18 protein-coding genes are annotated in these 19,022 nt (G+C 59.7%); 13 read left to right on the top strand and 5 right to left on the bottom strand.

Annotated elements, in window-relative coordinates; translation table 11 throughout:
• Positions 1-427 precede the first annotated feature (427 nt).
• Positions 428-1,123 (top strand): VIT1/CCC1 transporter family protein, encoded by a 696-nt coding sequence (locus MKZ91_RS28165; RefSeq protein WP_336174349.1) that lies wholly within the window; start codon positions 428-430, stop codon positions 1,121-1,123.
• Positions 1,124-1,273: 150 nt separating this feature from the next.
• On the opposite strand, the gene MKZ91_RS28170 is transcribed toward MKZ91_RS28165, so the two are convergent.
• Both MKZ91_RS28170 and MKZ91_RS28175 read right to left on the bottom strand, forming a co-directional pair.
• Positions 1,274-1,846: a cytochrome b/b6 domain-containing protein gene (locus tag MKZ91_RS28170; protein ID WP_336174350.1), complete on the bottom strand. Its 573-nt coding sequence runs from the start codon at positions 1,844-1,846 to the stop codon at positions 1,274-1,276.
• Entirely contained in the window at positions 1,846-2,127 is a 282-nt protein-coding gene (locus tag MKZ91_RS28175) for a PepSY domain-containing protein (protein ID WP_336174351.1), read from the bottom strand. The genes MKZ91_RS28170 and MKZ91_RS28175 overlap by 1 nt, the downstream gene beginning before the upstream one ends.
• A gap of 128 nt (positions 2,128-2,255) precedes the next feature.
• Here MKZ91_RS28175 and MKZ91_RS28180 point away from each other — a divergent pair, with 128 nt between their 5' ends.
• The 3 genes from MKZ91_RS28180 to MKZ91_RS28190 are packed head-to-tail and all read left to right on the top strand — an operon-like array spanning position 2,256 to position 4,632.
• Positions 2,256-2,627: a PepSY domain-containing protein gene (locus tag MKZ91_RS28180; protein WP_336174352.1), complete on the top strand. Its 372-nt coding sequence runs from the start codon at positions 2,256-2,258 to the stop codon at positions 2,625-2,627.
• A complete protein-coding gene (locus MKZ91_RS28185) occupies positions 2,624-3,289 on the top strand; it encodes a response regulator transcription factor (RefSeq protein WP_336174353.1) in 666 nt (221 codons plus the stop codon). The genes MKZ91_RS28180 and MKZ91_RS28185 overlap by 4 nt, the downstream gene beginning before the upstream one ends.
• The gene (locus MKZ91_RS28190; RefSeq protein ID WP_336174354.1) at positions 3,286-4,632 is read left to right on the top strand and encodes a sensor histidine kinase; all 1,347 of its coding nucleotides are present in this window, start codon (positions 3,286-3,288) and stop codon (positions 4,630-4,632) included. The genes MKZ91_RS28185 and MKZ91_RS28190 overlap by 4 nt, the downstream gene beginning before the upstream one ends.
• Here MKZ91_RS28190 and MKZ91_RS28195 read toward each other — a convergent pair.
• Together MKZ91_RS28195 and MKZ91_RS28200 are read right to left on the bottom strand one after the other, a co-directional pair.
• Positions 4,587-5,000 (bottom strand): hypothetical protein, encoded by a 414-nt coding sequence (locus MKZ91_RS28195; RefSeq protein ID WP_336174409.1) that lies wholly within the window; start codon positions 4,998-5,000, stop codon positions 4,587-4,589. The genes MKZ91_RS28190 and MKZ91_RS28195 overlap by 46 nt on opposite strands.
• Positions 4,948-5,874 (bottom strand): LysR family transcriptional regulator, encoded by a 927-nt coding sequence (locus MKZ91_RS28200; protein ID WP_336174355.1) that lies wholly within the window; start codon positions 5,872-5,874, stop codon positions 4,948-4,950. The genes MKZ91_RS28195 and MKZ91_RS28200 overlap by 53 nt, the downstream gene beginning before the upstream one ends.
• A gap of 160 nt (positions 5,875-6,034) precedes the next feature.
• Here MKZ91_RS28200 and MKZ91_RS28205 point away from each other — a divergent pair, with 160 nt between their 5' ends.
• The 5 genes from MKZ91_RS28205 (at position 6,035) to MKZ91_RS28225 (ending at position 13,450) form a co-directional block, all read left to right on the top strand.
• Positions 6,035-7,729, top strand: coding sequence for a GMC family oxidoreductase (locus MKZ91_RS28205; RefSeq protein ID WP_336174356.1), 1,695 nt, complete (start codon positions 6,035-6,037; stop codon positions 7,727-7,729).
• 24 nt (positions 7,730-7,753) lie between these two features.
• Positions 7,754-10,267 (top strand): CoA transferase, encoded by a 2,514-nt coding sequence (locus tag MKZ91_RS28210; RefSeq protein ID WP_336174357.1) that lies wholly within the window; start codon positions 7,754-7,756, stop codon positions 10,265-10,267.
• Positions 10,268-10,386: 119 nt separating this feature from the next.
• Positions 10,387-11,388, top strand: coding sequence for an ABC transporter substrate-binding protein (locus MKZ91_RS28215; protein ID WP_336174358.1), 1,002 nt, complete (start codon positions 10,387-10,389; stop codon positions 11,386-11,388).
• Positions 11,389-11,490: 102 nt separating this feature from the next.
• Positions 11,491-12,378, top strand: a complete 888-nt coding sequence (locus tag MKZ91_RS28220; protein WP_336174359.1) for an ABC transporter permease — start codon at positions 11,491-11,493, stop codon at positions 12,376-12,378.
• The gene (locus tag MKZ91_RS28225; protein WP_336174360.1) at positions 12,371-13,450 is read left to right on the top strand and encodes a quaternary amine ABC transporter ATP-binding protein; all 1,080 of its coding nucleotides are present in this window, start codon (positions 12,371-12,373) and stop codon (positions 13,448-13,450) included. The genes MKZ91_RS28220 and MKZ91_RS28225 overlap by 8 nt, the downstream gene beginning before the upstream one ends.
• 632 nt (positions 13,451-14,082) lie before the next feature.
• On the opposite strand, the gene MKZ91_RS28235 is transcribed toward MKZ91_RS28225, so the two are convergent.
• A complete protein-coding gene (locus tag MKZ91_RS28235; RefSeq protein WP_336174361.1) occupies positions 14,083-14,982 on the bottom strand; it encodes a LysR family transcriptional regulator in 900 nt (299 codons plus the stop codon).
• A gap of 113 nt (positions 14,983-15,095) precedes the next feature.
• On the opposite strand from MKZ91_RS28235, the gene MKZ91_RS28240 reads away from it, so the two are divergent.
• The 4 genes from MKZ91_RS28240 to MKZ91_RS28255 are packed head-to-tail and all read left to right on the top strand — an operon-like array spanning position 15,096 to position 18,825.
• Entirely contained in the window at positions 15,096-16,178 is a 1,083-nt protein-coding gene (locus tag MKZ91_RS28240; RefSeq protein WP_336174362.1) for a 4-oxalomesaconate tautomerase, read from the top strand.
• A gap of 45 nt (positions 16,179-16,223) precedes the next feature.
• A complete protein-coding gene (locus MKZ91_RS28245) occupies positions 16,224-17,225 on the top strand; it encodes an ABC transporter substrate-binding protein (RefSeq protein WP_336174363.1) in 1,002 nt (333 codons plus the stop codon).
• 12 nt (positions 17,226-17,237) lie between these two features.
• Positions 17,238-18,068, top strand: a complete 831-nt coding sequence (locus tag MKZ91_RS28250) for an ABC transporter ATP-binding protein (protein ID WP_336174364.1) — start codon at positions 17,238-17,240, stop codon at positions 18,066-18,068.
• A complete protein-coding gene (locus MKZ91_RS28255; protein WP_336174365.1) occupies positions 18,052-18,825 on the top strand; it encodes an ABC transporter permease in 774 nt (257 codons plus the stop codon). Before MKZ91_RS28250 ends, MKZ91_RS28255 begins: the two co-directional genes overlap by 17 nt.
• The last annotated feature ends 197 nt before the right edge of the window (positions 18,826-19,022 follow it).

Genomic DNA, 19,022 nt, shown 5'->3' on the forward strand with positions numbered 1-19,022 from the left:
GGGGTGGAGCAGCCCGGTAGCTCGTCAGGCTCATAACCTGAAGGCCGCAGGTTCAAATCCTGCCCCCGCAACCAAATTCCCAAATACAATAAGCCCGCTTGGAGAAATCCGGCGGGCTTTTCGCGTCTAATATAAGGCGTAAACGGAAATGATTTCCGCTCTCGGCCGATTTCATAGGAGAAAGCCGGCGTTTTGTCTTCCGAGTGGGCGAACAGTAGGCAACCCAGCTTATGCGGCCTCCAGCGTCGAGGTCACCTTCACGCCGTCCGGCAGGAGGCACCATCGAAAATCACATCGATCGACTATCAATTGGTGATCGTTGCGCGTGAAAGCGAACAGCGCCTCGAATTCCTGGACAAGAACGCCCGCAAGTACGGTACAATTTCCAACATGATCGCCGCCTCGTGGGCGCGATCGGGAGAAAAGTATGAGCCGTCTGCATCCTGAAAATCATCTCGTCTCACGGATAGGGTGGCTACGTGCCGCCGTCCTTGGTGCCAATGACGGCATCGTCTCGACGGCAAGTCTTATCGTCGGCGTGGCTACGGCCTCGGCGGCAAGCTCAGAAATTCTGGTTGCGGGCGTTGCCGGTCTGGTTGCTGGCGCAATGTCGATGGCGGCCGGCGAATACGTCTCGGTGAGTTCGCAGGCCGACACAGAAAAGGCGGACCTTGACCGCGAGCGCACGGAACTGGCAACCGAACCCGAGTTCGAGCGTGAAGAACTCGCCCAGATTTACGTCAAGCGCGGAGTGGACGTCGTTCTGGCGCGGCAGGTCGCCGATCAGATGATGGCCAGGGACGCACTCGCCGCCCATGCCCAGGATGAACTCGGCATATCCGAGATCACCACCGCGCGACCAATCCAGGCAGCGCTGACCTCGGCTGCAACCTTTGCGGTTGGAGCTGCGATGCCCCTTGCCATGGTCTTGATCTCGCCAGCCTCGATGCTCGTCGCGACCGTATCGGTTGCCTCCCTTGCGTTTCTTGCCCTTCTTGGTGCGATCGGCGCGAAAGCCGGCGGCGCGAACGTCGTGCGGGCAACCTTGCGCGTGACGTTCTGGGGCGCGTTTGCCATGGCGCTGACGGCAGGTATCGGTGCTGTCGTCGGAAAGGCCATCTGAACGGCCAACGCGTCCGGCGGAGGCGTGCGACGCGACTTCGTGAACTCCGATCGGACGGGTTCGGCAAATAGCTCCTACGAGATCGTTCCCGCGCACGAATAGCGCGGGAACGTAAGATCGTAGCTCTGGCATTGGTATAGGCACACGATCTCAGTTTCTACGTTTCCAGCCTGTGATCATGGCGCGGACGAGGTTCTCTCGGTGCTCGATGCTGGCGAGCAGGACCCCGAGAATATGAAGAACGATCAGGCCAAGGGTCGAGTAAACCAATGTCTTGTGAATGTCTTCCACCCATTCGACGCCCCAGTAGGTATCGGTCGTCATCATGTAGCCGGTGGCGACCGTGCCCGCGATCATCAGGAGAAGCGCTATCACCATGACGCCGCCTGCCGGATTATGCCCGATGTAGCGTTTGGCGCGCATGCGGGCCGTATCGGCGAGGAAGCCAAGGACGGTCAACGGGCTGCGAACGAAGTTGACGAAACGCGCGTGCTCCGAGCCGAACAGGCCCCAAAGAACACGGATCGCTACAAGGCTGCCGATCATGTAACCCGACAAGATATGCGCCGACTTCCATTCGTCGCCCGTGAAGAACGAGAAGGCGAAAAACGCCACCAGCGCCCAGTGGAACAGCCTGACCACGGGGTCCCAGACCTTGATCCGTTCCGGTCGCTGCTTGCGACCGGTCAGGGAGCCCAGCATTTCGTGCTCGGCGCTACGCATCAATCGTCTCCGTCGACGCCGACCTGAACGCCGGTTTCCGGATTGAAGAGCGCTTCGACCTTCTGGCCGTCCTTGATGCCGTAGACTTCATAGCAGCCGTCTTCGACCTTGATCTGGCGAACGTCGAAGCCCATCTCCGTTGCCTTCGCCTTCAGGGCATCTTGGGTCATCCATTTGTCCTGTGGAGCAGTTCCGCACTTGCCAGCGTCCTCTGCATGGGCAACGCCGGCGAAAACGGAAGTGGCGAACAGGGAGGCAATCAAGATATTTTTCATCGTCATTATCCTTCGTTGACCCGGCCGAGCACCGTTGCTGCGAACCGTTGACTGCAAAGTAGGCGAAGGCAGCTGAGCGATAGCTGACGCAAAATGTCAGCGAAACTTCAGCTTCGCGATGATAGGAATGGAGGATGAGACAGGGATTGTTCGCCAGGATAAAAGGGAGCGCGACAGCGTCGCTGGCGCTTGCGCTCCTGCTTGGCGTGATGCTTGCCCATGTCTCTGCATCACGCGCCGATGACGATCATCAGGATGTCGTCTCGCCGGACGATGCACGTGAACATATTCGCGAACGCGTCCAGAGGGGCGAGATAAAATCGCTGGCCGAACTGAGGCGCATCGTTGCGGGCGAGGTGGACGGCGAGATCGTCTCGACGTCAATTGACCAGGAGCACGGCGTCGCAGTCTACGAATTTCGTGTGCTGAGGCCAGACAACCGGATGGTTGAGGTCGAAGTCGACGCAGCATCGGGTGTCGTGCTTGAAATTGAGAACGACGAATGAGAGTGATGCTTGTTGAAGACGATCCCCTGATCGCCCGCGATGTTGTCACCCATCTCGAGCGCGCCGGCTTCGTCGTTGTTCATGAAAAAGACGGAGAGTCAGGCTGGTTTACAGGTGACGCCGAGGAATTTGCGGCAATTGTGCTTGATCTCGGCCTGCCGAAAATGGACGGTCTTTCCATTCTGAAGCGCTGGCGGGCTGAAGGCCGGGCGACGCCCGTGTTGATCCTGACGGCGCGTGGCAACTGGCAGGAGAAGGTGGAGGGCATTGATGCTGGTGCCGACGACTACCTCGCAAAACCCTTCCAGATGGCGGAACTGCTCGCCCGTCTTCGTGCCATCATCCGGCGCAACGCGGGCCAGGCGAGTTCCACCATGATGTTCGGTGAAATCACCATAGATACGCGGACAAAGACCGTCACACGCCTCGGCCTGCCCATCGATCTTACGCCTCTTGAATACCGCTGTCTGGCATTTCTAGCGAACAACAGCGAGCGCAATGTCTCTCAGATCGAATTGACCGAACAGCTCTACGCACAGGACTTTGAGCGCGACAGCAATTCTGTGGAGGTGCTTGTTGGTCGTCTGCGCCGCAAACTTGGTCGCGATGTCATCGTCACCCGGCGAGGTTATGGATACCGCATCAACGGAAGCGTCGCATGAGGCATTCGATCCGTCGTCGTTTCCTGTTGGTGTCCATCATCAGCGTGATCCTCGCGCTCATCATGGCCAGCCTCGTTTTAATTGACCTGTTCACCCGCAACCTCGAGCGCCGCATCGATGTGGAACTGACCGGGCACATCAACAATATAGCTGGAACGCTTCGCTTCACTGCCGACGGTAGGATTGAACTTCCTGATCGGCCCGTCGATCGCCGCTTCAATGAGCCTTACGGTGGCCTTTACTGGCAAGTGGAGGACGACCTTCGCAACAGGACGTTGCGCTCCGCCTCGCTGTGGGATACCTCGCTTCCCTTGCCAGATGACGACCAGGAAGCAGGTTCCATCCATCGCTATCATCTCGCAGGACCGGAAGGCTCTGACCTCATCGTGCAGGAGCGCAAGATCATATTCGCTGCTCCCGATGGAAAACGGGCCATCCGTGTCGCAGCGGCGGTCGATGCTTCCGTGGTGTCAAAGGCGAGCCGGACCTTCATGTTGGATATTGTTCCCTATATGGTGGCGCTTGCCGTCTTCCTGATCGCGGCCTCGCTGGCTCAGTTGACCTACGGCCTGCGTCCGATTTCATCGGTGAGTGAGGGCCTCGACCGCATCCGCACGCGAAAGGCCGACCGTCTCAACGGCTCTTTCCCAAGAGAACTCCAGCCCGTTGTCGATGCGGTCAATCGGTTGCTCGAAGCCCAGTCACAGCTGATCTCACGGGCCAGAACGCGTGCTGCCGATCTGGCACACGGACTGAAGTCGCCTTTGACCGTTTTGTTCAATGATGCAGAGACACTACGCGAGCGCGGCGAAGTCGAAATCGCGGACGAGTTGGTTCATCTGGCCGGTGTCATGAAATCCCATGTCGACCGGGAGCTGACGCGCAGTCGGATAGCAGGGAGCGCCGCGCTGCGCTCGACTGACGCCGATCTCGCCACATCGCTCAACATAATCTTGCGCACGCTGAGGCGAACGCCACGCGGCGAGAAATTGAGCTGGACCATCGACGTCGCGCCGGGGACTACTATTGAAATGGACCCGAGTGACCTGCAGGAAGTCCTTGGCAACATCTTGGACAATGCAGTGAAATGGAGCCGATCCGCCATTCGGATCAAAGCACAGCGGCAGGACGAAAGGCCCGTTTTGATGATCGAGGATGACGGTCCCGGTGCCAGTCCCGATGGCCTTTCCGCGATCATGAAGCGCGGCATACGCCTCGATCTCAAGACGCCTGGAACAGGCATCGGCCTCGCCATCGTCAGTGACATTGCCGATGTTTATAACCTCTCGATAGATATTCAAAACATCGACAGTGGTGGGCTGCGGATCATAATTCGCTTCTGATTGTGACGAGATAAAGCACCGGTGACCATCGCTACCCACACGATCACGGGTCGCAATCCTTGCGGTCTGAATAGGAGCATGAAATTACAAGTCTCTGCGTCATCAGGCCCCCGCAACCAAATCAAAGCAAAAGCCCGCTTGGAGAAATCCAGCGGGCTTTCGCCGTTCTTCGGATTGGCGAAATGGCAAGGGAGGGGCAGGTCAAGTTCATGAGCCTTATCCGACTGGGGCCCACAGAGCGTATCGGCTTTTCCGTGCCTCGTGGTCCAGCCCGAGGGGGTTACTTCAACGCCGCTTGCAAGCGAATTGATCTGGTTAACCCCAAACACGTTTGATTGCATCAAATGCGGCCACAACAGTTGGATCATCTCTCCGAGCTTCCATGCATATGAAGCTCAATGTCGTCGAAATTTTCACGGCATCGGCGATGAAGAGCCCGTGGGCTTGTTGTTCATGGAGGGCGATCGATTCACGACAGAGGCTCAAGCCAACGCCCGTGCGGACCATGGCCACCATCGACGCTTCCTGATCAACCTGGGAGACGATGTTCTGGCGTAGGCCAAGATCGGTGAACAGGCGTGCCAGCAGTCGGTTATGCACGGAAGCGGGTGGTGTGCCGATCCACGGCAGGGATGCTAGCTGTACCCAATTCGCACCGCGCACGAAGGTGGCGAGCGACGGCGGGGCGACGACGCGATAGGTCAGTTGTGCCAGCTCCCTGCCAAAAAACATCTTGGTGGTAGTTTCATCCGAAAGCTCGGCTACAGGATCATAGTCCCTTGGGTCTCCGAGGAAGAATCCAGCATCGAGTTCATTCCGCCGAAGCCCTTCCGGTACGTCCCCGCTCATGCCATGGCGCAGCGTCGTCTCGATGCCCGGCCCGCTTTCGATCAGCGCCTTCAGAAACGCCCCCAACCGCGTGAACTCCGGGTCGATGATGGTGCCGATCCGTAGTTTCCCCCGCACGCGGGTTGCGAGGTGCCCGGCCGTCTGTCCGAAATCCGTAAGTGCCGCCAGCACCTGCTCGGCCTTGGCGGCAAGGAGAGCCCCCTCCTGCGTCAGCTCCAGACCCGTGGAGGTCCGCCGGAACAAGGTAAGCCCCGTGTCGGCGGCAAGGCGCTTCAATTGCAGCGTGACGGCAGGTTGGGTGATATGCAGTTGCTCTGCGGCGCGCGTGACGTTGCCTTCGCGCGCGACAGTAGCGAATGCCCTTAGTGTTCTCAGGTCAATGGACTGAAGCATATTAGCTTCACTTATAATGCCTTATGCTATTTGTCATTGGATTTCCGCACCGCTCCTCCGCTATTCCTGAAAATAGAGGTGAGGAGGAGGCTAGAATGCCACGACAAATCGTCGAATCTTATGATTGTGCGGCGTTGCATCGCAGCAGGCGGGTAAGCCGATGATCAGCGGCGCTTCTCATCTCGCCGACGAGACGTTTGACTATATCATCGTCGGCGGAGGCTCCGCGGGCTGCCTGCTCGCCAATCGCCTCAGCCGCGATCCATCTGCACGCGTGCTGTTGCTGGAAGCTGGCCGCAAGGACAACTATCCCTGGATCCATATCCCCGTTGGTTATCTCTACTGTATTGGCAATCCCCGCACCGACTGGCTGTTCAAGACCGAACCGGATGCCGGGCTAAACGGCCGGTCTCTGCGGTATCCGCGCGGCAAGACGCTCGGTGGCTGCTCCTCGATCAATGGCATGATCTATATGCGTGGGCAGGCTCGTGATTTCGACGGCTGGGCGGCGCAGACGGGGGACGATGCGTGGTCATGGCAGAATTGCCTGCCCGATTTCAAGGCGCATGAGGATCATTACCGACTGGATGGCGGTGCGGACCCTCAGACCGGCGGCAACAGTAGGTTCTCCGACATGCACGGCCACGGCGGCGAATGGCGGATCGAAAAGCAGCGGCTCAAATGGGATATTCTGGAATCCTTCGCCGAGGCCGCTGTCGAGGCCGGCATTCCGCGCTCCGACGATTTCAACAGTGGCGACAATGAGGGCGTCGGTTATTTCGAGGTCAACCAGCGATCCGGCTGGCGCTGGAATACCTCAAAGGCTTTCTTGCGCCCGGCGAAGAGTCGCCCGAACCTGACGATCTGGACGCAATCCCATGCCGAACGGCTGATCCTTGAAACCGAAGATTCCGGCCGCAAGCGTTGTGTTGGCGTCGCACTTCAGCGGCAGGGGCGGAGTGCGGAGGTCCGCGCGCGCAGGGAAGTCATCCTTTCCGCGGGCGCGATCGGTTCGCCGCAGATCCTGCAACTGTCGGGCATCGGGCCGGACAAACTCCTGAAGCGCCACGGCATCGAGGTCGCCCATGGTCTTCCGGGCGTCGGGGAAAATCTTCAGGACCATCTGCAAATTCGTGCGGTCTTCAAGGTCGGCAATGCGAAGACGTTGAACACTTTGGCCAACAGCTTGTTCGGCAAGGCAATGATCGGGCTCGAATATGCGCTTAAACGCAGCGGCCCCATGAGCATGTCGCCATCGCAACTCGGCGCCTTCACCCGGTCTGACGACAGCCAGGCCCACGCCAATCTGGAATATCACGTCCAGCCGCTCAGCCTCGACGCTTTTGGCGAGCCGTTGCACAGCATTCCCGCCTTCACCGCGAGCGTCTGCAATCTCAACCCGACCAGCGTCGGAAGCGTGCGCATTCGCTCCGGAAAGGTTTCGGACGCCCCGGCGATTGCGCCGAACTATCTCAGCTCGGAAGTGGACCGCCGTATTGCGGCCGAGAGTCTCCGGCAGGTGCGCAAGATCGTGTCGCAGCCGGCACTTGCGAAATACCAGCCGCAGGAATGGAAGCCTGGCTTGCAGTTCCAGAGCGATGAGGAGCTGGTGCGGCTCGCGGGCGATATCGCCAACACCATCTTTCATCCCGTCGGGACGACGAAGATGGGGCGCGACGACGATCCGATGGCTGTGGTGGACAGCCGTCTCAGGGTGCGGGGCATTGCGGGCCTTCGCGTCGTCGACGCCGGCATCATGCCGAAGATCACCAGCGGCAACACCAACGCCCCGACGCTTATGATCGCCGAAAAGGCAGCGGGCTGGATTGTCGCCGATGCTCGTGCGCGGGCCTAGAAAGGTTTTGGGAGGAGAACAGCAATGACATCGATCGCGCATTCAGCGCTTCCGCTTTCCGGCGTGCGTGTGGTCGACTTCGGCCAGTATATCGCCGGCCCGGCCGTCGCCATGATCCTCGGGGATCTCGGCGCGACGGTCGTGCATGTCGATCCGCCCGGCGGCCCGCTCTGGGATAATCCCGCTAACGCGATCCTCAATCGCAACAAACTGATCGTCACTCTCGACCTGAAGACCGCAGAGGGGATGGAACAGGCGAAGGCGCTGGTGGCGGAGGCCGATATTATCGTCGAGAATTTCCGCCCCGGCGTGCTTGCTCGGCTCGGAATCGATTTTGCGGCGCTACGAAAGGCGCGGCCGGAGCTGATCACGCTGTCGATCCCTGGGTTTGCCTCAAATGACCAGCTTCGCCGGGATTGGCGGGCCTTCGAGACGGTGATCGCGGCGTCCTCCGGCGTCTTCACGGATATGGGGCTGAATCGCGTTCTGATGGGCGTCAACCCCTCCTTCTCGCCGCTACCGCTCTCTTCCGCCTACGGGACCATGCTGGCGGCATCCGCGACCGTGCTGGCCCTTCAGGCGCGACTGCGCACCGGGCACGGCGATCACATCGAGGTGCCGCTGGCAAGCGCCGTCATGGAAGGTCTCTCCTATAACTCGATCCTCATCGACGACTATCCGCAACGCTACCAGACCCAGCGCGAACGTGAGATCGAGCGGCGTCGCAGCGAAGGTCTGCCGATGGATATGTCCTACGACGACCTTCAGGAATTCCTTGATCCCTTCTATCGCAGCTACATGTGCGCCGACGGGCGGATGTTCTACGTCGTTTGCCCCAGCCACAAGAACCATGCGAAACGGTGCCTGCAAACGCTCGATCTTTATGACGAGCTGGTTGCCGAAGGGCTGCGCGAGGAAGAAGACACCTATCTGCCGGTCTCGGAATGGTCGTCGGACGTCTCCCTTGGCGTCTATCCGCTCCCGAAATTCTGGGCCGACAAGATCGCGGCCCGCATGAAAGAGGTCTTCCTGACGAAGACGGCCGCCGAATGGGAACGGATCTTCGGGGAGGGATTGTTTCCAGGCGCTCCGCAACGCTGGCTGAAGGAATGGATCGCCGACGACCACGCCAGGGCCGCCGGCCTGATGATCGAGGTGGAAGATCCGATCCTGGGGCGCATGACGCAGCCGGGGCCGATGGCCTGGTTGCAGGAAAGTGGTGAAGCCATGCTTGCGCCGAGCCCGCGCCGCTGGGGAACGGTCGAGGACGCGCTGGCGCTGCTTGCGGACATGGAGTACCCACCTTTGCCGGCTCCCGTGGCCGAAGCCCCTGGCGGCTGGCTGGACGGCATAAAAGTGCTCGACCTCTGCAACGTGATCGCAGGTCCGCACTCGGTCGCCTATCTCGCCCGCTTTGGCGCGGAGGTAATCAAGGTCGATCCGGCAAAGCCGCTCTATGACTGCTGGAACACCGTGATCTTCGGCATGTCGCACATGCGCGGAAAGCAGTCCGTGTTGCTGAACATCGCTTCACCCGATGGTCGCGTTGTCTTCGAGGAATTGGTGCGCTCCGTCGACGTCGTGGTTTGGAACGCTACCGACCGCCAGGTCAAGGCTATGGGGCTCGATGCCGAGAGCCTGAAGGCGCTCAATCCCCAGGCGATCTTTTGCCAGCTGGATTGCTTTGGCGGCGTGCGCACCGGCCCGCGCACTGACTATCTCGGCTATGATGACCTCGTGCAATCGGCGACCGGGATCATGCTACGCTTCGGCGGCTCGATGGAAACGCCGGAGGAACATGCCCACGTTGGCACCATCGATGTCATGTGTGGCTTCGGCGCAGCGCTCGGCATTGCTGCGGCTCTGTATCAAAAATCCAGAACCGGGATAATCGGCCGCCCGCGCACGTCGCTGTCGGCGCTGACCGGCCTCGCGCAAATACCGTTCTGCTACGACTATGCGGGGCGCGACCCCTTCGATGAGCCGTCTGGCCGCGAGATCAAAGGCTATCATGCCCTGTTGCGGCTCTATGAAACCTCATCGGGAGAGCACCTTCTTTTGTGCGCGTCGGAAGCCGACCTGCCGCGTTTTGAAAAGGTTGAAGGTCTGAAGGGGATACCGGAGATGGCGGCATCTGATCGTGAGGCATATCTCGCGAGAGCCTTTATGACCGCGCCTGCGGAGACCTGGCAACGGCGGCTACAGGCGGCTGACATCGGCGTATCGCTCTGCGAGAACATCGAAACGATCCGCAGTCGGAGCGCCCGCATTGCCGACGGGACGCCGGGGACCGACCGCGGCAGCTATTCCTTCTCGATTTTCCCGGACCATCCCAGCGGGCACACCGTCACCCAACTCGACCCCTTCGCCATCCGTCCAACCGTCGGCAAGGTCACGGCTGTCGCTCCGGCAGAGAAGTATGGAGCATCCACACGTGCCGTCCTGAAATCCCTTAACCATTCCGACGCGGCGATCGACCGGCTGATTGCTTCCGGCACGGTCAGCGAGACATGGAGTATGGAATACCTGCCGACTTAGCAGGCAATGGCAGTGTCGGATTCTGAGGAGGATATCGGAGCTGCCGGGCAGCCCGTCCGCGGCAAGCAATGGCGTTGACGGGCTCGAAATTTCAGCATCTTACATAGGGAGGAAGTGCAATGAAGGAACTCTTTGCCTCGACATGCCTTGCAGCAGCGATGCTGGCGTATGGCAGTGCCGCACAGGCGGCGGAGTGCGGCGATGTTACAATCGCAAGCATGAACTGGCAAAGCGCGGAAGTGCTCGCCAGTCTGGACAAGTTCATCCTGAACGAAGGCTATGGCTGCAACGCCGAGATTATACAGGGCGATACGGTCCCGACGATCACGTCCATGACCGAAAAAGGCCAGCCCGACATCGCTCCGGAAGGATGGGTCGATCTTCTGCCTGATGTCGTCAACGCCGGCGTTAAGAACGGAAAGCTCGTGGTCGCATCAACCGTCTTGAGCGATGGCGCGGTGCAGGGCTGGTGGATTCCGAAATACCTCGCCGACGCCCACCCGGACGTCAAGACGATCGATGATGTCCTCAAGCATCCCGAACTGTTCCCGGATCCCGAAGACAAGTCGAAAGGCGCTATTCACAACGGCCCGCAGGGCTGGGGTGGCACGGTCGTCACCAGTCAACTCTTCAAGGCTTATGGTGGCGAGAAGGCCAACTTCACGCTGGTCGACACGGGCTCGGCCGCCGGGCTCGACGGCTCGATCGCCAAGGCCTATGAGCGCAAGCAAGGCTGGGTCGGGTACTACTGGGCGCCGACCGCGCTTCTCGGCAAATACGAGATGGTCAAGGTCGAGCATGGTGTTGACTATGACGCGGCCGAGTGGAAGCGCTGCAACACCGTCACCGATTGCCCGGACCCAAAGAGAAACGACTGGCCGAAGGATACCGTCCAGACACTGGTGACCAAGCCGTTCTCCGAACGCGCCGGTGAGGACGTCATGGCCTATCTCAGCAAGCGCGCCTGGACCAACGATACGGTCAACAAGCTGATGGCCTGGATGACCGACAATCAGGCGAGCGGCGACGACGGTGCCAAACACTTCCTCGAAGAAAACGAAGCCCTCTGGAAGGATTGGGTCTCGCCGGAAGCAGCCGAGAAGATCAAGGCGGCGCTCTGATCCCGTTCAACTGTTGTTGGCGCGCCACGGTGAGCCCGCCGCGTCGGCGGACGAACAGGCGCAACTCGGGGATGCGCGTGCAATTATCGAGGAGGATAGATTTTGGATTGGCTATTCAGCTTTCCACACATGGATGACGGGTCCTTGCGCGATCTCAAAAAGGTGATCGACGAGGGGTTTCGCGGGTTCACCCGTACCTATGGCGACGGTCTTGAGGCGATCTTCGAGCCGCTACAGTTCTTTCTTATCCAGTCCGAGCGCTTTATGACGAAGACGCCCTGGCCGATCATCCTGGTGTTGATCGCGCTGATCGCCTGGTTTGCAAGCCGCAACTGGAAGATCGTCGCCAGCACGGTCGCAACGCTGCTCCTCATCGGTTACTTCGACATGTGGGAGGATACGATGAAGACCGTGTCGATGATCTTCGTCTGCACCGTCCTGTCGATCGCCATCGGCATTCCGATCGGCATCGCCATGTCCCGGTCGGATCGGTTTCAGAACATCGTCAATCCGATCCTGGACGTGATGCAGACGATGCCGAGTTTCGTTTATCTGATCCCGGTCGTGATGTTGCTCGGCATCGGCAAGGTGCCAGGCCTGATCGCCGTCGTGATCTATGCGATCCCGCCGATGATCAGGCTCACCAATCTCGGTATCCGCCTGGTCGACAAGGATGTGCTGGAGGCAGCCGACGCATTCGGTTCGTCGGGCTGGCAGAAGCTCAAGAACGTGCAGTTGCCGCTGGCGCTACCGACAATCATGGCAGGCATCAACCAGACGATCATGATGGCGCTTGCCATGGTGGTCATCGCCTCGATGATCGGTGTTCAGGGTCTTGGCCAGCCGGTGCTGAAGGCGATCGCCAACCAGTACTTCACGCTTGGCATCTTCAACGGGATCGCCATCGTTGGCATCGCCATCATCTTCGACCGCGTGAGCCAGGCCTTTGGCGCACGCCTTCAAAAGCACCGGGAGGTGGTCCATGGGTAACAAGAAGATCGGCGGCTTCGGCATCGAAATCAAAAAGCTCTACAAAATCTTCGGACCAAATGGTGCGGATTGCGTAAAGCTCGTCGAGCAGGGTGTTACGAAGACGGAACTGAACGCAAAACATGGCCATATCCTTGGTCTGAAAGACATCAACATCTCCATGCCTGCCGGTGGTATTCAGGTGATCATGGGACTTTCGGGATCGGGAAAGTCCACGCTCATTCGCCACATCAATCGCCTTATCGATCCGACGTCAGGTGAAGTCGTCATCGGTGACGAGGATGTGGTTAAGATGGATGCCGTGCAGTTGCGCGAGTTCCGTCGGCATCAGACAGCCATGGTGTTCCAGAAGTTTGCACTCCTTCCGCACCGCACCGTTCTCGAAAACACCCTTTATGGCCTGGAGATACAAGGGGCGCCTCGGAACCGGCAGATCGACTGCGCCATACGATGGATCGAACGTGTTGGGCTCAAGGGATTCGAGAGCAAATATCCCAATCAGTTGTCCGGGGGTATGCAGCAGCGTGTCGGTCTTGCCCGTGCGCTGGCGAACGATGCGCCGATCCTGCTGATGGACGAGGCGTTTTCCGCGCTGGACCCGCTCATTCGCGTCGACATGCAGACCGTGCTGCTCGACCTGCAGAAGGAGATCAAGAAGACGATCGTGTTCATCACCCATGACCTTGACGAGGCGCTGAGGCTCGGGGACCGCATCGCGATATTGCGGGACGGGGAAGTCGTGCAACAGGGCACCGGGCAGGACATCGTGATGAACCCGGCCAACGATTACATCGCCAGTTTCGTCCGGGAAGTGAACCGCGCCCGCGTCATCAATGTCGAGACGGTCGCTACCGCGCTGAATGCTTCAACTTGTGACCTGAAAATCTCGGTGGCAGCCGGCGCGAAACTGGAGGAAGCGGCAAGGACGATGACGCTGGCTCGGGAAAATGAGATCGCCGTTGTCGATGCCGGCGGTCAAGCCATAGGTGTCTTGACACTCCCTCAGGCGGTTCACGCCATGGTCAATTCGCAAGTGGCCTGCTCAACGCCCGGCGCAAAGAAAGTCGCGTAAGCAAAACAGGGAAATCCAGGAATGAGAACCTCAGAGGTTTGACGCCGTCCGGATCGAAAAGTCCGACAGCGGGCAGGAGGCCGATCTTTCAAGGATCGATACTTCGCAACTGCACCAAGGCGACGTGCTGGTGGAGTTCGCGTGGTCGACCCTGAATTACAAGGACGCTCTGGCAATCACCGGCGCCTCGCCGGTGGTAGGCCGGTCGACCTTTATCGAAGGAGCGTGGGCGGGAGCGATTGACGTGGCAGGCGAAGTGGTGCTGGCCAATGTGCCGGCTTCGATGCGCTATCGCGGTGTCGCCGCCGCATACGGACTGGCGGGTGGGATGGAAGTACCCACGACCGTCGCGCCCTTCATCTTGCGCGCTGTGACGCTTGTCGGGATCGACAGCGTTGTGTGTTCAAAACCAGAGAGGTTGATCGCCTGGCAACAACTCGCGCACGAACTCGAGATGGCGAAACTCGATGCAATGACGACGGAAGTCCAACTCGCCGATGTTATCGCGATGGCACCGCGATTCCTTGAGGGTACGGTGCGCGGTCGTATTTTAGTGCCGGTTAACCCGCAAATCACCGGGTCAAGAACTTCGCGCGAACCCGGTTTGTTGAACCATTCTCATGGTGGCCCCTTCAATTACTCCCCCATGCCCCCATCAGCATCTCAAGAAATCTCTCTGCCGCCGGCGACAAGATGCCGCCGCGACGGCGCACCACGCCGATTGTACGTGATATCTCGGGATTGCGGATGGGGCGGGTGATCAAGAACGGATGGTCTTCCTGCGGGGTTGCCATTCGTGGCAGGACCGAAATTCCGAGGCCGGCCTCCACCAAACCGAGTGAGGTGGACAGATGGGTCACCTCGTAGAACCAGCGCAGCTTGATGTTCGATTTTGCCAGGGCAGCGTCGAGCAGGGTTCTGTTACCACTCGATCGATGAACGGTAATCAGATGGTAGGGCTCAAGCTCTGCCCAGCCGACTGAGGGTTTGGCGGCGAGGGGATGATCCTTGCGCGCCGCCAACACGAAAGGGTCTTCCACAAGCCGCTCAAAGGTCAGGTCCGGATCCGACGTGCCCATGATATTTATGCCGAACTCGACCTCACCGCGTGCCACGGCTTGGAGGCCGTCGGTCGCCGGTAGGTCGAGGATGCGAAAGCGGATGTTCGGATACTCCTCATTGAACTGACGAATGACGGTCGGCAGGAAATAGAATGCTGCGGTAGGGAGGCATGCAATCGTTACCAGTCCGCCTCGATTGGTACCAACGTCGCGTACGGCGAACAATGAACCATCGAATTCCTCCAACATGCGTCGCACAAGCGGAATGAGTTCTGTTCCGAGCGCCGTCGACGACACATGCCTCGTCGTTCGCTCCAGGAGGGGCGCACCAATCGCCTGCTCCAGTTTTTGAATCCGGCGGCTCAGGGCGGGCTGCGACAGGTGCAGCGCATCGGCAGCGCGATGAAAGCTCTCCAACTCGACCACGCTCAAGAACGCCCGAAGGTCAAGGATTTCGCAATTAATGTTCATTGTGCATCAATTCCACGATTCTTAGCATTTCACAAATCAACCATGGTTCCGATAATTGGATCAAACGCGCCGATTGATACGGCGATGACATAATTCCGGTGGAAGCACAAGCGATGAACGACCTATTGGCGATCCCTTGCGTCCTGATGAGAGGCGGCACCTCGAAGGGTCCGTTCTTCCTGGCAAACGACCTTCCTGCGGACGCCGGCGAGCGGGACAAGATCCTGCTGTCCGTCATGGGCTCCGGCCACCCGTTGCAGATCGATGGCATCGGTGGCGGCAACCCGGTCACGAGCAAGGTGGCCATTGTCGGGCTTGCCACGATCCCTGGTGCTGACGTGGATTACCTCTTTGCCCAGGTGCGGATCGACCAACAGATCGTCGACACTTCGCCCAACTGCGGCAACATGCTGGCTGCGGTCGGCCCGTTTGCCATCGAGGCCGGTCTCGTTCCGGCCCGAGGCGAAACGACGCTCGTCCGGATCCATAACGTCAACACCGGCAAGGTGATCGAAGCCGACGTTCCAACGCCGAATGGCAACGTCTCCTATCTTGGCGAAGCGGCGATCGACGGCGTACCGGGCAGTGCGGCGCCGATTGCGCTGACCTTCATGGACGCAGGCGGCGCGCGTACCGGGCAGCTCTTCCCCACCGGCAAGCCTATCGATTGGATCGATGGTGTGGCTGTCACATGCATCGATTGCGCCATGCCGATGATGTTGGTCGAGGCTGGCGCGATCGGCGCAAGCGGCTTCGCGTCAGCGGCGGAACTCAATGCTGACAAGGAATTGCTAGGACGGCTGGAAAAGCTGCGCATCGCTGCTGGCGCACGGATGGGCCTTGGCGACGTGCGGAACCAGGTAACCCCTAAGCCCGTGCTCATTTCGAGGCCTAAGTCGGGAGGGGACATCAACGTGCGCTATTTCATGCCGAATCAATGTCACCCTTCGCTGGCGACGACAGGTGCCGTGGGGATTGCCACGGCCTGCATCAATGAAGGCACCGTTGCTTCCCTTCTCGTCGGCACGCGCAAACCACCGGTGGTGCTTTCGATTGAGCACCCGAGCGGCCACCTCGACGTCAAGCTTTATGAGAGGGACGGCAAGGTCGTTGCCGGCATCCTTCGCACCGCCAGGCGGCTGTTCGAGGGACATGTTTTTGCAAAACCTGTCACGCAACTCGGTTGCGCGGCATAATGATCGTGGCCGCCGGGAGGGTGCCACCAACAGGAGGAGAATATCATGCACAAGCTCATGCTCGCCCTCGCGGCAACCGTCGCCTTTGCCGGTTCGGCGTTGGCGGATCCTGTCCGCATCAGCGTCGGTTCTTATAATCTCAACAATCTCCCCTTTCCGGTCGCCCAGGGGCTCGGCCTTTATGAAAAGGAAGGCCTGGAGGTGACCGTTGAGAACTTTGCATCGGGCGGGTCGAAGACGCTTCAAGCGCTTGTTGCCGGCTCTACGGATATCGCCGTCGGCTTCTACGACCACACCATCCAGATGCAGTCGCAGAAGAAGGCTGTCGTGGCCTTCGTGCAGCTCGCCCGCAATTCCGGTCTCGTGCTGGCTGGCGGCAAGAACAGCACGTTCGACCCGGCAAAACCAGAAACGATCAAGGGCGCAAAAGTCGGGATTACCTCGCCGGGCTCGTCTTCCGATTTCTTCGTCCGCTACTACCTGCAACGCAACGGCCTGTCCGGGGATGACGTCTCGCTGATCGGCGTCGGCTCCGGGTCTGCGGCCGTCGCGGCCCTTGAACAGGGCAAGGTCGACCTCCTCGTCAACTACGACCCGGCAGCGACCTTCATCGAGGCCAAGGGCGTCGGCAAGATCCTGATCGACGGGCGCAGCGACGACGGTGCCAAGGCGATCTATGGCGGGATTTACCCAACCTCCGTCCTCTATGCCACGCAGAGCTATATCGAGGAAAATCCGGAGACCATCCAGAAGGTCACGAATGCGACGGTCAAAGCGCTCGAGTGGATGAATAGCCACTCCGCGGAAGAGATCGTCGACAAGCTCCCGAAGGAATTCATCTCCGGCGATCGTGAGACCTACATCAAGGCGGTCGAGAACGCGAAGGCGATCTTCTCAAAGGACGGGCGCATCAACGAGGAAGATATCAAGACTCCGCTCGCGGTCCTGATGAGTTTCAACGAAAAAGTCGCTGCGGCTGAAATCGACCTTACGAAAACCTACACGAACGAGTTCGTCGGCAAGGTCGCGAACGTCGCTGCCAACTGACAGGAGGAGGTCATGGCATTGGCCGTAGTAAAACCCGCACCCCCGACGGACAACCCTCATCAAGCAAAGTCGATGGTCGCCCTCGACTCGGTGACCATGGCCTTCGGCGCCTACGTGGCCGTGCAGGATGTGAACCTGAAAGTCTCCGATGGCGAGTTCCTCGCCATCGTTGGCCCCACCGGCTGCGGCAAGAGCACAATACTCAATGCGATTGCCGGCCTGCTGAAACCAGCGAGTGGCACCGTCTCAATCGATGGTCAGCCGGTGCGCGGGATCCAGAACGACATCGGTTATCTCTTCCAGCAGGATGCTTTACTTCCGTGGAAGACCGCGATCGAGAACGTGGAACTCGGTCCCATGTTCAAGGGTGTCGGCGCTACCAAACGTCGCGAGCAGTCGATGAGATGGCTGGCGAAAGTCGGCCTGAAGGGGTTCGAGCATCGCTATCCGCATCAGCTTTCAGGTGGTCAGCGCAAGCGCGTGCAGATGGCCCAGGCGCTGATCACCGGCCCCAAGGTCATCCTGATGGACGAGCCCTTCTCGGCGCTCGACATCCATACCCGCCACCTGATGCAGAATGAGTTGTTGCGGCTTTGGCAGGAGGAACGGCGCGCCGTGGTGATGATCACGCACGACCTCGAGGAGGCAATTGCCCTCGGCGATCGGGTCGTCGTGCTTGCCGCCGGACCGCGATCGCGGGTGATCGACAGCTTCCCCGTCGATCTCGAACGCCCGCGCGACGTCGCCGAAATCAAGCTCGATCCACGCTTCCTGGATCTTTATCGCAACATTTGGTCGTCGCTGCGCGGCGAAGTGGAGAAAAGCTATGAACGCCATGACTGAACGCTTTGTCCAGGCCGTGCTGCTGGTGACGGTTGTCGGCGGCTGGCAACTCGGTGTCGCGGCAGGCGTGATCGACGTCTTCTTCTTTCCGGCGCCTGTCGATATCTTCAACCAGGTTGTCTCCTGGGTGATGGATGCCAGCTTCTATAGCCATGTGGCGATCACCCTGACGGAAACCGTGCTCGGATATCTGGTCGGAACGGCACTTGGCGTGGCGGCCGGCGTTTGGCTCGGTCTCAGCCGTTCGGCCGCGCGCATTCTGGATCCTTTCATCAAGGGCCTGAACGCAATTCCCCGTGTCGTGCTTGCACCAATCTTCGTGCTGTGGCTTGGCCTCGGTCTGTGGTCCAAGGTGGCGTTGGCCGTGACGCTGGTGTTCTTCGTTACCTTCTTCAACGCGATGCAAGGTGTCCGCGAAGTTAACCCGGTGGTGCTGTCGAACGCCCGCATTTTGGGAGCCAAGCGGTCGGACCTGCTGCGCCACGTCTACTTCCCGGCGGCGGCAAGCTGGATCCTCTCCTCCCTGCGGACATCGGTCGGCTTTGCCGTTGTCGGGGCGATCATCGGCGAATACCTCGGCTCTTCGGCTGGCCTTGGCTATCTCATCGCTCAGGCCGAAGGCAATTTCGATGCAGTTGGCGTCTTTGCCGGAATTCTCATCCTCGCCATCTTCGTCCTCATCATCGACAGCGTCCTAGACGTAGCAGAGAAACGCCTCATCAAGTGGCGTCCGAGCGCATCCGAACGCCCGGCTTGAGCGGACCTTTGGCCCGGCACTCGTCAAACCTATCGACGCGCGTTCTCCCTTTCGGTCATGAAGGGAGAACGCTGCGGCATTCGACACAATTCCGCAACCGGTGCACAGGCGGGCGTCCTCAAGGGGCGCATAGGGGAACCTGGGCGCCGTTGGTCACCGGACTCGCTCGAAGCCTTCGGCAGTCGATGCATCCTTCG

It is taken from the genome of Ensifer sp. MJa1, assembly GCF_037026475.1.
GTDB lineage: Bacteria > Pseudomonadota > Alphaproteobacteria > Rhizobiales > Rhizobiaceae > Ensifer.

Coding starts and splice junctions, on each gene's coding strand:
- MKZ91_RS28165 (WP_336174349.1), top strand. CDS start 428: ATGAGCCGTCTGCATCCTGAAAATCATCTCGTCTCACGGATAGGGTGG.
- MKZ91_RS28170 (WP_336174350.1), bottom strand. CDS start 1,846: ATGCGTAGCGCCGAGCACGAAATGCTGGGCTCCCTGACCGGTCGCAAG.
- MKZ91_RS28175 (WP_336174351.1), bottom strand. CDS start 2,127: ATGACGATGAAAAATATCTTGATTGCCTCCCTGTTCGCCACTTCCGTT.
- MKZ91_RS28180 (WP_336174352.1), top strand. CDS start 2,256: ATGAGACAGGGATTGTTCGCCAGGATAAAAGGGAGCGCGACAGCGTCG.
- MKZ91_RS28185 (WP_336174353.1), top strand. CDS start 2,624: ATGAGAGTGATGCTTGTTGAAGACGATCCCCTGATCGCCCGCGATGTT.
- MKZ91_RS28190 (WP_336174354.1), top strand. CDS start 3,286: ATGAGGCATTCGATCCGTCGTCGTTTCCTGTTGGTGTCCATCATCAGC.
- MKZ91_RS28195 (WP_336174409.1), bottom strand. CDS start 5,000: ATGATCCAACTGTTGTGGCCGCATTTGATGCAATCAAACGTGTTTGGG.
- MKZ91_RS28200 (WP_336174355.1), bottom strand. CDS start 5,874: ATGCTTCAGTCCATTGACCTGAGAACACTAAGGGCATTCGCTACTGTC.
- MKZ91_RS28205 (WP_336174356.1), top strand. CDS start 6,035: ATGATCAGCGGCGCTTCTCATCTCGCCGACGAGACGTTTGACTATATC.
- MKZ91_RS28210 (WP_336174357.1), top strand. CDS start 7,754: ATGACATCGATCGCGCATTCAGCGCTTCCGCTTTCCGGCGTGCGTGTG.
- MKZ91_RS28215 (WP_336174358.1), top strand. CDS start 10,387: ATGAAGGAACTCTTTGCCTCGACATGCCTTGCAGCAGCGATGCTGGCG.
- MKZ91_RS28225 (WP_336174360.1), top strand. CDS start 12,371: ATGGGTAACAAGAAGATCGGCGGCTTCGGCATCGAAATCAAAAAGCTC.
- MKZ91_RS28235 (WP_336174361.1), bottom strand. CDS start 14,982: ATGAACATTAATTGCGAAATCCTTGACCTTCGGGCGTTCTTGAGCGTG.
- MKZ91_RS28240 (WP_336174362.1), top strand. CDS start 15,096: ATGAACGACCTATTGGCGATCCCTTGCGTCCTGATGAGAGGCGGCACC.
- MKZ91_RS28245 (WP_336174363.1), top strand. CDS start 16,224: ATGCACAAGCTCATGCTCGCCCTCGCGGCAACCGTCGCCTTTGCCGGT.
- MKZ91_RS28250 (WP_336174364.1), top strand. CDS start 17,238: ATGGCATTGGCCGTAGTAAAACCCGCACCCCCGACGGACAACCCTCAT.
- MKZ91_RS28255 (WP_336174365.1), top strand. CDS start 18,052: ATGAACGCCATGACTGAACGCTTTGTCCAGGCCGTGCTGCTGGTGACG.